Origin of the sequence: Coleofasciculus sp. LEGE 07092 (genome assembly GCF_015207375.1) — a bacterium.
Taxonomy (GTDB): Bacteria; Cyanobacteriota; Cyanobacteriia; order Cyanobacteriales; family Coleofasciculaceae; genus LEGE-07092.
The window spans coordinates 1-15,407 of the sequence record NZ_JADEWY010000056.1 but is presented as its reverse complement, the minus strand read 5'-3'; the positions used below and the strand labels follow the sequence as shown (position 1 = coordinate 15,407).

The 15,407-nt window shown below is 47.1% G+C and carries 8 protein-coding genes; 7 read left to right on the top strand and 1 reads right to left on the bottom strand.

The window, feature by feature from the left end; genetic code table 11:
* The first annotated feature begins 8 nt into the window (after nt 1-8).
* The 7 genes from IQ257_RS15020 to IQ257_RS31530 all read left to right on the top strand — a co-directional run bounded on the left by IQ257_RS15020 (nt 9) and on the right by IQ257_RS31530 (nt 11,654).
* Nucleotides 9-2,702, top strand: coding sequence for a glycosyltransferase family 2 protein (locus IQ257_RS15020; RefSeq protein ID WP_193876162.1), 2,694 nt, complete (start codon nt 9-11; stop codon nt 2,700-2,702).
* A 12-nt stretch (nt 2,703-2,714) separates the two neighbouring features.
* Entirely contained in the window at nt 2,715-3,515 is an 801-nt protein-coding gene (locus IQ257_RS15015; protein ID WP_193876165.1) for an ABC transporter permease, read from the top strand.
* On the top strand, nt 3,516-4,772 hold the full coding sequence (locus IQ257_RS15010) for an ABC transporter ATP-binding protein (RefSeq protein ID WP_193876167.1): 1,257 nt from the start codon (nt 3,516-3,518) through the stop codon (nt 4,770-4,772).
* Nucleotides 4,773-4,793: 21 nt separating this feature from the next.
* Nucleotides 4,794-8,414, top strand: coding sequence for a trifunctional glycosyltransferase/class I SAM-dependent methyltransferase/polysaccharide deacetylase (locus tag IQ257_RS15005; RefSeq protein ID WP_322744345.1), 3,621 nt, complete (start codon nt 4,794-4,796; stop codon nt 8,412-8,414).
* A gap of 223 nt (nt 8,415-8,637) precedes the next feature.
* Entirely contained in the window at nt 8,638-10,389 is a 1,752-nt protein-coding gene (locus tag IQ257_RS15000; RefSeq protein WP_193876171.1) for a hypothetical protein, read from the top strand.
* A 402-nt stretch (nt 10,390-10,791) separates the two neighbouring features.
* Complete coding sequence (locus tag IQ257_RS14995) at nt 10,792-11,502, top strand: class I SAM-dependent methyltransferase (protein WP_193876173.1); 711 nt, start codon at nt 10,792-10,794, stop codon at nt 11,500-11,502.
* Nucleotides 11,503-11,531: 29 nt separating this feature from the next.
* Complete coding sequence (locus tag IQ257_RS31530; protein WP_369076442.1) at nt 11,532-11,654, top strand: hypothetical protein; 123 nt, start codon at nt 11,532-11,534, stop codon at nt 11,652-11,654.
* A 72-nt stretch (nt 11,655-11,726) separates the two neighbouring features.
* Here IQ257_RS31530 and mfd read toward each other — a convergent pair whose 3' ends face one another.
* The gene (gene mfd / locus IQ257_RS14985; RefSeq protein ID WP_193876175.1) at nt 11,727-15,296 is read right to left on the bottom strand and encodes a transcription-repair coupling factor; all 3,570 of its coding nucleotides are present in this window, start codon (nt 15,294-15,296) and stop codon (nt 11,727-11,729) included.
* Nucleotides 15,297-15,407 lie beyond the last annotated feature (111 nt).

Here is a 15,407-nt window from a genome sequence, read left to right as displayed (position 1 = left end):
GAAATTATATGCTGTATCCAATTAAAGTAGTAGATATTGAACTAAGCCGTCCAATTACTACGATTGAAGGGTTAGACGGTTATATGGGACTGCAAGGATTAGTACGGTTGCATGGTGTGCCAGTTGGGTATGTCAAAGCCCCGATTACTAATGGTTGCTGCATGGCAAGCACTTTAAGCAAACTGATTCTGGAAGAACATAGTTGGACAATTATTAATCGTCTCTTGGAAAACGGGTTAGCCGCACCACCAACACCAGAGGGGTTACGGCTTGAAGATTTGTTTGATGTACCACCGCCGGAGTATGAAGGAACTTTACCCCTAGTAACTGTAGCGGTGTGTACGCGCGATCGCACTTCGGATTTAGCTCTGTGTCTGGATGCTTTGTGTCAGCTAGATTACCCTAACCTGGATATTCTGGTTGTGGATAATGCGCCTACCAGTGAATCAACTAAAGAGCTGGTGCAGGTAAAATATCCTCATGTTCGCTATGTTTGCGAACCACGTCCGGGCTTAGACTGGGCACGTAACCGAGCGATTATTGAGGCGAAAGGCGAGATTATTGCTTACACCGATGACGATGTAGTGGTTGATCCAGGTTGGGTGAAAGCCTTAGCTAAGGTTTTTGCAGAAAACCCTGAAGTCATGGCTGTTACTGGCTTGGTGGTGCCTTACGAACTGGAAACGGAGTCCCAGGTTTTATTTGAAATGTACGGTGGCTTCGGACGCGGTTTTGAGCGAAAGTGGCATCGAGTCTATCCAGGTAGCAAGATGCCTTGGCAGTGTCTGGGTACTGGACAATTTGGCACGGGGGCAAACATGGCTTACCGCCGCTGCGTATTTGATGAAATTGGTTCCTTCGATCCTGCCTTGGATGTAGGCACTGTTACCAATGGTGGCGGAGACTTGGAGATGTTTTTCCGAGTGTTGAAGGAAGGACATACTCTGGTTTACGAGCCAAATGCTGTTGTCAAACATCGTCATCGGCGAGATTATGCTAAATTGCGATCGCAAATTGCTAATAACAGCATTGGTTTATTTTCCTACTGCCTGCGGAGCCTTTTTGTTTATCCTGAAGAGCGTTTTTCTTTCTTAAAGTTATTTGTCTGGTGGGTAGTATATTGGAATCTGCGCCGTTTGTGGATTTCCTTTAAGCATCCAACTCGCTTTCCCAAAGACTTAATTCAGGCTGAATTAGGGGGTTGCTTTATCGGTTTGACCCGCTATCAAACAGCACGACGCACTGCTGCGGAGATTGCCAACTCTTTCGGTTCGCAAAGCCCAGAGAGCGATCGCTACCACCCCGTCTCAAAAGATACTACTACCGCACCCTCAAGGAAAGTGGCTGTGCGGACTGCCGAACTCAGCCAACCCTTACAACCACTAACCGATGTTACAGATTACTCGGACGTGCAGGTGTTTGTTACTTGGAAAGGAGAGCCTTTGGGTGGTATTACGATTCCCAATATTTATCAGCCAATCAGCACCAATCGTTTAAGTGAAGAAATTGTCAAACAATTAGGTTTAAAGCTACTCAAACCTGCTTGCCGCCGAACAGTTGATGTTCGCTGGGCTGAATCAGTTTCTATTTTGAGCGATCGCTATACACCAACTGAAAAGGAGACAGCTTTACCTGAGGGTTTACCCACTAACGTTTCGGTTTCTATTAACCTCGCCACCTATGACCGACCTGACGATTTGCGGAACTGCTTGCGCTGCTTAATCGCCCAAGAAACACCCCGACAGGTCGAGATTATCGTTGTTGACAATAATCCTAGTTCTGGTTTAACTCCTCCTATAGTGGCTGAATTTCCAGGTGTCAAGCTAGTTAGCGAACCACGTCAAGGACTAGCTTACGCTCGCAATGCAGGCTTTGTTGCCAGTACAGGCGACATTGTAATTGCGACTGATGACGATGTAACGCTGCCATCTGACTGGCTAGAAAAACTAGTGGTTCCCTTTGCTAGACCAGAAGTGATGATTGTTACAGGTAACGTCTTACCACTACAGTTGGAAACCGTTTACCAGCGATTCTTTGAAAGATATGGCGGTTTGGGGCGCGGCTTTGAGCGTTTTGAGGCTAACGGCGATTGGTTTGAATCCTTTCCACGGGATGCTGTATCGACTTGGCGTCTAGGCGCAACAGCCAACGCCGCGTTTCGTGCCAGTATGTTCACACATCCCCAAATTGGTTTGATGGAAGAGTCCCTTGGTCCTGGAATGCCTTCAGGAGTCGGAGAAGATACTTATTTGTTCTATAAGGTGCTCAAAGCAGGATACACACTAGTATACGAACCAGCCGCTTATGTCTGGCACAAGCATCGCAGGGATATTGCTGCATTGCGCCGCCAAATCTATGGCTATAGTAAAGGTCATGTCTCTTATAATCTGACAACCTGGCTACGCGATGATGATTGGCGAGGGTTGTGGCGAATATTCGTGACGCTACCGCTAGTGCATTTGCTGCGAATCATAAAATGTTTGGGGGGTCGGAGTGAATATCCACTCTCACTAATAGTGCTGGAAATTGTTGGTAATCTAGCCGGACCTTGGTCATTGTGGCAGTCCTATCGGCGTGTTAAGCGTGAAGGTTGCAGCAGTCCCTATATTCCGCCTCAAGAGCGTTCTGTTGTCGCCACAGAAACGCTGCAAGTAGAAACACTTCAGCCTGCCACAGTTGGTAACTCACAAAACGTCTCATAGGAGTGAATGCTCATGGTAGCAAAGAGAACTGTCTCAGTTCCTCTTCCCAAGTGGCGGCTTCCCTATCTATATGACCTGTTGCGAGAGCTAGTATCTCGTGATATGAAGTTGCTCTACAAGCGGTCAGCTTTGGGAGTCGCCTGGACATTAATCAACCCCTTATTGCAGTTGGCAGTATTTGCCTTTGTCTTCCAGTTGGTGCTACCCGTTTCGATTTCCCACTATGCCTCATTCGTGTTTACGGGCTTACTCGTGTGGAATTGGTTTCAAAACTCCTTGTTTCAAGCGACGGGGGTGATTATTGCCAATCGTTCCCTAATCCGGCAACCCGGTTTCCCGAATGCAATATTACCAGTGGTGATTACGACAACGGGGTTAATTCACTTTTTGTTAGCACTTCCTGTTTTAATTGTCTTTCTCTTAATAGATGGGATTGCGCTCAAGCCTGTCATTTTGTTTTTGCCCATATTACAGGCTCTCCAATTTGCCTTCACGGTCAGTCTGGCTTATGTACTGGCTGCACTGAACGTCACCTTTCGTGACACGCAGCATACGCTGGGTGTACTGCTACAGCTATTCTTCTACCTCACACCCATTTTTTACGATCTCCAGAATGTGCCGACAGGGTATCAATCCCTCTACTTTCTCAACCCGATGGTGCATATTGTCACTGCTTACCGTGATGTACTAATACAAGGCACACAACCGAATTGGCTAGCCCTGCTAATTATTGGCTTAATGATGGCAGTGCTTCTACCTGTCGGTCATTACTATTTCCAGCGACAGAGCGATCGCTTTGTGGAGGAGTTGTAAATGCGCGAAGCGATTATTGTACAACGATTGGGTAAGCGCTTTAACCGCTACCATGCCGAAAAACCCGTCACGATTATGGAAGCAGCCTTGTCCGGGTTGCGGCGCATGAAACCTGTAGAGCATTTCTGGGCATTGCGTGATGTCAGTTTTACTGTTTCCCCAGGTCAGATGTTAGGCGTACTGGGTCACAATGGGGCGGGTAAATCGACACTGCTACAGTTGATTGGTGGAGTCGGTCGTCCTGATGAAGGTAGGGTAAAAGTTAAGGGAAGAATTGGGGCGCTGTTGGACTTGGGTGCTGGCTTCCATGGCGATTTGACAGGGCGAGAAAATGTCTTTGTTACGACAGTAGTAGCAGGTCTTACCCGTCGGGAGGTGGCACGGCGCTTTGATGCAATCGTCGAATTTGCTGAGTTAGAACAGTTTATCGACAACCCAGTGCGGACGTACAGCACAGGGATGCAGATGCGGTTGGCTTTCTCGGTTGCTGTCCATACGAACCCAGACGTGCTACTAGTTGATGAATTTCTGTCTGTTGGCGATTTGGCATTTCAGGCAAAGTGCTTGCAACGAATTGCCCAGCTAAAAGCAGACGGCTGTGCCATTGTCTTAATTTCTCATAGTAGTGAACAAATTCAGGAACTGTGTGATCAAGCGTTGTGGCTGCGTCATGGTCAGGTGGTGGCGCATGGTGAGCCAGAAGTTGTAGCAGGGCAGTATGTTAGCGAGATGCGCCACCAGACCCAACAACGCACGCCAGTACGACCGCCCCAGCTTACAAATTCTGGTGTTGAACTACGAGTCAATGAAAATCGCTTTGGTTCTTTAGAAGTTGAAATTGCAGATGTGCGACTGCTACCTGTCTCGGAGATTAAAAGTGGTGATTCCCTGTGTGTTGAGATTGAGTATTTATCACCTCAACCTATTGATTCTCCTATCTTTAGCGTCGCGATTAGCCGTGAGGATGGTCAAATTTGCTTTGATACCAATACGGAAGTAATGAGTGTCTCATTGCCGCTGATTCAAGGTGAGGGGCAAGTAAAACTTCATCTTGAGCGCTTGGATCTCAATGGCGGGAAGTATTTCATTGATGTTGGCATCTACGAGCCTACTTGGGCTTATGCCTACGACTACCACTGGCACGTTTATCCGTTAGAGATTCAATCACCTGTTAATAAGAACGGTATCCTTAGCCCCCCACTACGTTGGGAAATTAGCAGTGCGCAAATCCAAGCCTTAAAAAATATTAAAATTTAGCAGAATATGACCAGCTTAAGCGTGTCCATCATCATCCCTGCTCATAATGCCGCAGGAACAATTGCCGAAACACTAGAATCTCTTCTTGCCCAAACTTGTCCAAATTGGGAAGCGATTGTGGTTGATGATGGTTCTAGCGATGAAACTGTTACTATTGTTGCAACCTTCTCTAAGCAAGATTCTCGAATTCGTGTCGTAAGTCAACCTCAAAGCGGTGTGAGCGCTGCTCGAAATACTGGTATCGGTTTAGCAAACTTTGATTGGTTGTTGTTCCTGGATGCTGATGATTGCATCTTACCCGCACACTTGGAGCAACTCACTAGCATTCTGAGCAGTGACCCCAGACTCGATGTGGCTCACTGCGCCTGGGTACGAGTGACACCTGAAGGCAAGATTATAGGTGATACGGGCTGGTTTTCCTCAGGCGATTTATTTGTTGCGTTGGGTCACACCAATGTATTTGCCATCCATGCTTGCATTGTTCGGCGATCGCTCGTGCAAGCTGTGGGATGTTTCAACACGTCCCTCCGTACCTGCGAAGACTGGGATCTTTGGCAGCGTATTGCTCGCACTGGCGCTCGCTTTGGTGGAACTTCTGAAGTACTGGCGCACTATCGCATTCGGATAAACTCAGCTTCTGCAAATGCCCATCAACTCTTTGCCGATGGTCTTCAAGTGATCGCTCAGGGGTATGCACCCGATCCACGAGTCCAAAACCCTCATCCTGCTTATGCCAAAGGGCTACCTATTGAAGAACTACCCACTGCCAATCTGCTCTTTGCTTGTTGGGTAGCTGGACTGCTAATCGGTGGAGGTCAAAGTACTCGTTCCCTGCTTGATCTGCTTGTAGATAACCGCGCTCCAGAGCTAGATCCGATGCAGGTTGCTCAGTACCTTTTCTACGCTTTACCTCTGCCGACTTGTTGCCCCCTACCTGATTACCACATCCTATGGCAACGTCTTGAAGCAGGCATTAATGAATTTTTGGTTGTCTTGGAAGCACATGCAACAGCAATTGGGCTAGCTCGTCGTGCCAGTACTCTCCTAGAGCGCTTCATCCTGGAGAAATCAGTAGCGCTGTCTCCTTTGACGATTGGCACATCTCATAGAGCAAGCATTGAGGTGACAGAGCCAATCCAAGATATCGTTACTCCTGCTTCAGCCGAACGCCTGTATGCAAGAGTTGAACTGGAGGGAGAAACACTCGGAATTGTAGAACTTCCAGTGTGTGAGGGAGTAGTTTCAAAATGCGTGCTTGCTGATGCGATCGCCGCTGAGTTCGCTTGGGTCTTGCTGGGTCGCTTCTTCCAGCGCACAATTTACCAAGATTTGCAAATCCAACACGAGTCAACAGGCTTAGCACTATGGCGGGGAACTCTGCGTCTTGCCGAAGGACTGTTAGAGGGCGAACAGTTCTGGATACAAGCGCACGATCAGGTTGGTTGGACGATATTCTTACAAGAGCTTTGGGGACATTCTGACTGGTCTGATGAGATTTTCTACGATCCGCAGGCAGCAGAACAGAGAAGGAAGAAGGAGAAAAACAACTCCCAATCCCCAGCCCAACATTCAACAGATGCTTGCCTTGTGGTCGAGGTTAGCGATGAGTTAGCTGATGTAAAGGTTTCTGGTCAATTCCTCAATGTTGTGCTGACAGTCGGTGGAATTGCCATTGGGGTCTTTACCATTCCCACTCAATCACGGATTGTCAGTGCAGGGCAGTTGCAAGTAGCGCTGACAATCGAGAGCGGCTTTGAGTTATGTCGAGCTGTTGTCCGAGAGGGTTTACTCGGCAGACCCCTTACCGATGGGGTATCGCTAAGAGAGCGATTGGCGCAGGTGGCAGCAGTACGGCGCAGTCAGGACACTTCAGAGCTAGAAGCAACTGTACCTGGTCTTGTACCAGGCACGGCTTCCGCTGTGGGGGAGGTTTTGCGACTGTCCGAAAGCACGTTGTTGCTGGGTCATCGCACTCAAGAAGCGATCGGAACCAGTGCTTCTCGATGGGCAATGCTTCCTAAAACAGCGTCCAATGAGCTGACTCATGCTGCTCTGGTTGCTGGCGAACCACTGATTCAAATTCCCGAAAAAAACCAGCAACCCGAACGGGTGTTCTATGTACCAGGTCTGATTCTGCACCCGTTTGGAACTCAGCAGCGCACTGCTACAAGTTCGCCTGTCTCTAGTCAAGCTGAAGAAAATTGCACAAACTTCTATGATCGGAGCTACTTTGAAACAACCTTTGCTAAAGGGCCAGAGCGATGGAATTACGATAACTCCTACGAGCAGACGAAGTACGAGCAGACGCTTTCACTACTGCCATCCAAGCCCATTAAGCGGGCGCTTGAGCTAGCCTGTGCAGCCGGTCACTTCACGATACAACTGGCTCCCCGCGTTGGTAAGCTAATTGCCGCCGACATTTCTCAAATTGCGATCGAGCAGACGACTGAACGCTGTGCAGGGCTAGACCATGTTAGCTGTATGCGGCTGGATTTCGTAAAAGATCCTCTTCCCGGTCGCTTCGATCTGATCGTGTGTAGTGAGGTACTTTACTTCACAAATGAACGCAAAGTACTAGAAGCGGTTGCCCAGAAATTTGCTGATGCCCTTGAACTGGGTGGTTACTTGCTCACAGCCCATGCCAATCTTGTCGTCGATGAACCCGATCGAGCAGGATATAACTGGGACTTTCCCTTCGGCGCTAAAGTCATTGGCGATACCCTTGCCAATACACCTGGACTTCACCTCGTCAAGGAAATCCACACTCCCCTTTACCGCATTCAGCTTTTCCAGCGAAAACCTCGTTGGCATCTACCCTGGCAACAGCGAACTCCACAGGTAATCCAAATGGATCAGCCTACACCCCCTCCGCCTATGGTAGCTGCTGATGTTTTGTGGTTAGGGGGTCAGCCAAAACGCCTTGGTGCTGAGTTGGCAGTGGTAACTGACCGCTTGCCAATTTTGATGTATCACCGCATTGCACCGACTGGTTCGCCAAAGATGAATCGTTGGCGCGTGACACCCCAAGCTTTTGAGGAACAACTTTGTTATCTGCGGGATAGTGGGTTTTATAGTGTCACCTTAGAGGACTGGCGCAAGGCGATGGCAAGTAGAAAACCATTAACGGGTCGAGCCGTGCTAATCACCTTTGATGATGGCTACCGGGACTTTTTAACCTATGCTTGGCCCTTGCTGAAACAATACGGCTTCTCAGCTACCGTTTTTTTGGTCGCGGATAAAGTTGGACAGTCTAATAGCTGGGACTACCTCTATAGTGAGGAGCTACCTTTACTAGATTGGCAGCACATCCAGCAACTGCAAGCCGAGGGAGTTGAGTTTGGCTCTCACTCTGCCAGCCATCACCCACTCACCAGCCTTACGGTTGCAGAGGTGGTGCGAGAAGGGGCGCGATCGCGAAGCATCCTTGAACAGCAGTTGGGATTCCCCATCCGCTCCTTTGCTTATCCACATGGCGATTTTGACCCAGTAGTTGAACACTTAATCGGAGCTTGTGGTTATGTCTTTGGTTTGTCTTGTCGGTCAGGTCGGGCACGTTTTGAAGACAGGCTACTGGCACTACCTCGTGTTGAGGTCATGGGTTCTGATAGCTTGCAGGAGTTTGTTGGTAAGCTAACTTCATGATTGGAAATGATTAAAGCAAAGCGCTAGTTCAATAGTTCAGCGAGAGGGTTATCCTTTATTATTTTTCCCACTACGTTAGGAGCGTGAAAATTTCTGTAAGCTCAAATGGTGAAATTCTTTCAGTATAAGTGTTTTAGGTTTTGATCTGGCGAGAGTGACAGAAAATCGATATTAGATCCTTTGTTTCTAAAAATGTAGATAGTAGACAAGGCAAACATGAACAATGAAAATCAAAATGAATTTCAACCAAAGAACTGTACTTTTTAAGAATCTAAATGTCACACTCCAAGATTTTCTATTCTTAAGTCTCGTCGTAGTGTTCTCGCTAATCCTTTACGTTTGGCATTTAGGCTTTTATAGTGATGACTGGTCTTTTCTGGGGTATTTCAGTCTATCCCAGGATCAATCTCTGATTGGGCTGTTTCGCTCAGTGTATTCTCCCCACGTTCAGATGCGACCAGTACAGATACTATACCTAGCAGGGTTATATTGGTTATTTGGTTCTCACCCACTCGGATATCATTTGGTTAATGCTGCGGTACTACTGTCAGGCATTCTTCTGTTCTATCTAGTACTTCGTGAACTGGGTCAGTCACGCCTACTTGCTCTTACTGTACCAGTAGTGTATGCCTTACTCCCCCACTATTCCACTAACCGCTTTTGGGTCGCAAGTTTTCAAATTACCTTGAGCATGACCTTGTACTTTCTAAGCCTCTATTCCGACTTGAGAGGGATACAAGCTAGAGAACCACTAGTATGGAGCTGGAAAGTACTCAGTATCATTAGCCTACTTGGAAGTGGCTTAGCCTATGAGATTTTTTTGCCCCTGTTTCTCCTCAATCCGCTAGTGGTTTGGTATCGCAGTCGCCAACTCGATAGCTCATCCCTTAAAAAGCCGTTAGTTTGGTGGAAATTCTCAGTACTATCTGGGATTAACATACTGCTAGTGATCCAAACGCTCCTATTTAAAGCACAGACCACAACTCGTATGGGAAATAAAGCAGGCTTGATGCAGCAAATGCTTAGAGTTGCCAAAAATGCTGTTTCTCTTAAATATGATAAATATGATTATGGGCTGAATATAAAGCAAGCGATCACTGTGCATTATGGTGACTATGGGCTTGGTTTACCTCATGCGGTGTGTCGGATAGTGTGGGATTACCCCAACATAGGAACATTTGCCCTAGCAGGAGTGCTGGCTTTAGGCATATTTAAGTATCTCCATTTCACAGCTAGGCAAGGGAAAGCTCAGATGCCTAGTCGAACCCATATGTTGCGCTACATTATCCTAGGTTTGGTTGTTTTTGGTTTAGGCTACATGATTTTTCTGACCACCTTTCAACTTCAGTTTTCATCCACGGGAATAGCGAACCGTACTGCGATGGCAGCAGCAGTAGGAGTAGCAATCTCGCTAGTGGGTGGGATAGGTTGGGTGAGTACCTTTTTGCCCTCAGATCGGTTACGCAGAAGCCTCTTCTGCATACTAGTTTCTTTACTTTGCACAAGTGGCTTCCTTATTAATAACACTCTTGCTTCTTTTTGGATAACGGCTTATCGTCAAGAACAAGCAGTTCTAGCTGATATTCGTCGGCAGTTTCCCACCTTGCCTGCCGGGAGTACCTTGATTCTTGATGGGGTCTGCCCCTATGTTGGACCTGCAATTATTTTTGAATCGAGCTGGGATCTCGCTGGAGCATTGATGATGTTTTACCGCGATTACACTCTCAAGGCAGATATTGTCACACCAAACTTAAAGGTCAAAGGAGATGGACTCTCTACATCACTATATGGAATATATGGTGCTAAGGAAAATTATCCCTACGAGAAACTGTTTATTTATCACTTTGATCGAAAAACAACTCACCAAATAACTGATGCTAAGTCTGCTTATTACTACTTCCAAACTTTCAATACGAATCAGCACAATACTAGTTGCCCCGAAGGTCATGCAGGGTTGGGTGTACCAGTTTTCTAAAGCCTAGTCAGTACCATCACTATAGCAATACTAGCTAGGCGGTAAACTTTATATTATCAACAAATATAACAGGCAGTAAATAACAGCTACAGCAAGGGAAACGCGATCGCGCGACTTGACCTGAATAGCGGACAGTACTTTGTTGATGTTGGGAGCTACGAACAAAATTGGGTTTACGCCTACGATTATCATTGGCACGTTTACCCGTTGCTTATCCATTCAAAAACAGGAAAAAAAGGCGTTATTTATCCCCCTCTTCACTGGGATTTAGGATAAATATTACTGACTTAAGCAGTTTAGAGTAACTACTGAAAAACATATCCTGAAATTATTTTTTTGCTTATTGACAAAGGTAAAAAATATCATTAAAATTTAAGACAAACCTTATTGAAGGAAAAAACAATGATTAAGTTTATAAAATATCCACAAAAATTATTCATAAAAACTAGACAACAATTCTTCCAGCTCATGGTAAATAATTATTATAAGTCACAAGGGAGTGATTGGTTAAATAATCCTTCCATATTATGTGCTTCACCACTTAGCAGTTCTCATCTAAAAAATTGTCATGTAGTTGAGAGTCGAGAAAAAATGCTAGAGCACCTACCTAAAGGCGCTACGGTTGCTGAGGTAGGAACGCAATACGGACACTTCGCAGAAAAAATAGTTTCTGTTACAAAACCCCAAAAATTTCACATTATAGATATTGATTTATCCCTATTGAAAAGAGAACTGAATCAGGGAAATAAAAAGTTATTACAGGAAAAAATAAGTGACAATAAAATTGAGATTCATGAAGGAGATTCATCTTCTATTCTCAAAAACTTTCCCGATAGTTACTTTGACTGGATATACATTGATGGAGATCACTCCTATGAAGGTGTAAAAAAGGATATTAATGAGGGATTTAATAAAGTAAAAGAAGATGGATTGCTAATTTTTAATGATTATACAATCTGGTCAGTTGCCGAAATGATACCCTATGGTATTCCGCGAGCAGTTAATGAGTTTTGTATTGCAAATGACTGGGAAATAATATTTTTTGCTCTTGATAGTTGGGGCGGCTATCATGATGTAGCCATAAAAAGAATGAATGTAGAAAAATTAGGTTAAGGTTAATTCATCCCCAGAGTTTTATTGATGTGGGATGCGGGGATGGAACGTGGTTATTGGTTTTTCAAGAGTTCGGAATTCAAGATTATCTGGGAATCGATGGTAATATTCCTTCCCCAGTGTCCTTTGTCCACCTCATCACTGGGATTTAGCTTGAATCTCACATCTTGCACCCGTCTCACCAACCGCTAGAGGTTTAAACCCCTGACTGATGAAGCACTAAACTAAACTGCCTCCGGCAACGCCCCCTGCATCTTCCCAAACCAGTCAATCAGATGCCCTAACTGCTGATCCGCTTTAAGCACTCCCAAACCCCGCACCGTCACCTTCCCCAGCGAATAGACAAACCGCGATCGCAAATGCTCCGGTAAATTCTCCTTCAGCAAATTCCAAGCCGGTTCCTCCATCGGCGTTTCCAATACAACATGCTGCTTGCCCTCCGGTTTAATCCGACTAAATCCCAAAGATTTAGCAACCTGCTTAAGCTCCACCACCCGCACCAAATGCTCAACCGGTGAAGGCAGAACCCCATAGCGATCGCTCCAATCTGCCACTAACTGTATCAACTCCTCCTTCGATCCAGCCGATGCCACTGCTCGATACGCACTCATCTTCTGGTCTAAATCCGGGATATAATCGGCTGGAATGAATGCTGTGAGATTCAAGTCAATTTGAGTATCATCGACCTTGGGAATTTCCTGCCCCTGAATCTCCCGAATCGCTTCTTGCAGCATTTCCATGTACAAGTCAAAGCCAATCGCATCCATCTGTCCCGACTGTTCAGCACCCAAGAGATTACCCACCCCCCGGATTTCCATATCCCGCGTTGCCAAATGATAGCCCGAACCCAGTTGGGTAAACTCCTGAATTGCCCGTAAGCGCTGCCGCGCCGTTTCTGACAGTTGCCGTTGCTTTGGGTAAAATAACCAAGCATGGGCTTGAATACCCGCCCGACCCACTCGCCCTCGAAGCTGATACAGTTGAGCTAGACCGAACTTCTGAGCATCTTCAATTAAAATCGTATTAACTCTAGGAATATCCAGTCCTGATTCAATAATCGTCGTACAAACCAGAATATCCGCTTCCCCATTACTAAACGTTAGCATCGTTGCTTCCAGTTCCCCTTCCGGCATTTGACCATGAGCGATCGCTAATCTCACCCCAGGCACCATCTCCCGCAGTTGCGCCGCCACTTCTTCAATACCCTCTACCTTCGGCACCACATAAAACACCTGCCCCCCCCGATCCAGTTCCGTGCGAATAGCTGTGCGGATTGCTTCTGAGTCATAGGGAGACAGATGGGTTTTAATCGGACGCCGGGAAGGAGGGGGTGTGGTAATTAAGCTCATTTCCCGCACACCAGACAGAGACATATAGAGGGTACGAGGAATGGGGGTAGCGCTAAGAGTCAGCACGTCTACCTGAGTTTTGAGAGTCTTAATTTTCTCCTTCTGATTAACCCCAAACCGCTGTTCTTCATCAATCACCAACATTCCCAAATCTCGAAATGTTACCCCCTTGCCTAATAGTTGGTGTGTCCCCACCACCACATCCAATTCCCCCGTAGCGAGACGGCTTTGAATGTCCTTTCGTTCTTGGGCACTACGAAAGCGGTTGAGCAATCCCACATTAATCGGATAGGGGGCAAAGCGTTCTTTGAGGGTGTGGTAATGCTGTTGGGTAAGAATAGTGGTGGGAGCCAGGAAAGCCACTTGCTTTCCAGAAACGATAACTTTAAAAATAGCCCGAATTGCCACTTCAGTTTTACCAAAACCCACATCTCCACAAACTAACCGATCCATCGGGCGATCGCTTTCTAAATCCCGTTTCACGTCTTGAGTTGCCTTGAGTTGGTCGGGAGTTGGCTGATAGGGAAACGACTCCTCTAACTCCTCCTGCCAGGGTGAATCGACTGGGTAAGCATAACCTGATTGCTGCGATCGCTGGGCGTACAGTTGCAGTAAATCCACTGCCAGTTTCTTGATATTCTTGCGGACGCGACTTTTCGTTTTTTCCCAGGCTTTGCCCGACATCTTGTTCAGTACAGGCGGCTTCGCATCTGTACTACGAAACCGGGAAAGTACCCCCACCTGATCTGCTGCCACTCGCAACAAGCCATCGGCATATTGCAAAACCAAATACTCACGGGTTTCGTGATTAATCGTCAGGCTTTCCAGTTTAAGAAACTTACCAACCCCGTGGTTTTTATGAACCACATAATCCCCAGGACTCAGCTTATTGGGATCAACCTGTTTCGATGCCGCACGACGGCGCTTGCGGACGTAACTGGGGGTAGCTAAAACGTGCTGTCCAAAAAATTCTCGGTCTGTAACGACTACAATACGGAACGTCGGCAGGATAAAGCCTTCCAGTTCCGCCAGTCCCGAATACTTCACCGCTACAGGTGTCTTTTGGCTTTGCAGCTTATCAATGGCTGGATAGTCGCGGGGGTTGGGGACAAACTGCGCCGGACAGTCGTGTTCTTGCAACAGGGATACCGAACGACTCGGTTGAGCCGAAATCAGCCAAATTGATAACCCCCTATCGCGTTCGCCCCGAATTACTTCTGCGAGTTTGGCAAACTGATGAGGGGTTACAGGTACAGGGCGACTGGCAAGATTTAGGGCGTTTTTATTGGTTTCTTCTACGAGTTCTGAGAGGTACAGAATGGGGAATGGGGTGGCAACGGATTTGGTAACGGATGTAGCGGATAGGTTGGTGGTTTCTCCCCTATTCCCCTGCTCCTCTGCTTCTAACACCGCTATTGACTCGTCAAAGGAACGATGCACGGGGGGAAGGGGTGGAGCGATCGCTTCGAGTTGTTCTTGAGCGTGTTCTATCCAGCGATCGCTATGGGCGCGACATTGTTCTGGCTCATCAATAGCAATGACTGTCTGCGGGGGTAAGTAATCTAAAAGAGATGCGGGTTGATCAAAAGCGATACCTAGGAAACGGCGACTGCCTTCTATATATTCCCCGGTTTCCCAGGAGGCTTGTTCTTCTGGTGAGAGGTAGGCTTTGACGTGTTCGGCTTGGGCAGTATTTAGCGCTTCTGTAATAATGGGACTGAAATTTGTGGGCGTTAGCACTAGTTGGGCTATTTTGTCAAGGGATCGCTGGGTTGAGGGGTCGAATTCCCGTAACTGTTCGAGTTCATCACCGAACCATTCGAGGCGCACGGGCAATTCTGCGGCAACGGGGAATACATCGACAATATCACCGCGCCGACTCCACTGACCTTCCATTTCTACCAAAGGAACACGCTCATAACCCAACCGCGCCAATTTTTCGTCAATTGCCTTGGCGTTCCAACTCATCCCCTGGGTTAGGGTGAGGCAATATGGCTCAAAGGCAGCGATTGGCGGCAGGTGAGGTTGCAGGGCAGCATGAGTGGCGACAATTGCTAATTGTTGCTTGGCTCCACGATTGGGTAAAGTCTTGTCCATTCCCCATTCCCCATTCACCAAATCCGCCAACACCTGCATTTGTCCCCAAGTCATCTCAGATTCGGGGTCAAAGGGTTCGTAGGGGGAGGCTTCCGAGGTAGGGTAGAGGTGAACTGTGTCCCAACCCATCGTTTCTAGTTGTGCCGCCCAGCGACTGGCTTCTTCCAATGTGGCGCAGACAACGAGTAGGTTTCGCCCCATAGCCTTAGTTAAGGCAGATGCAACCAACCCCTTCGACAGGCGGGGAATACCATTCAGATGTAGAGATGGCTGGCGATTCAGTTTTGATACCAGTTCACTGGTAAGGGGCGATCGCTCTAGAGTCCGAATGATTGAAGAAAATGCCATGAGTTCACCGCATACGTTTTGAACGTTACAACCAAAGCCAACAAATAATATACTTACCTATTCCCCTCATTTTATAAGCCCTGCTCATGGGGAGCGGGGGAGCGGGGGAGC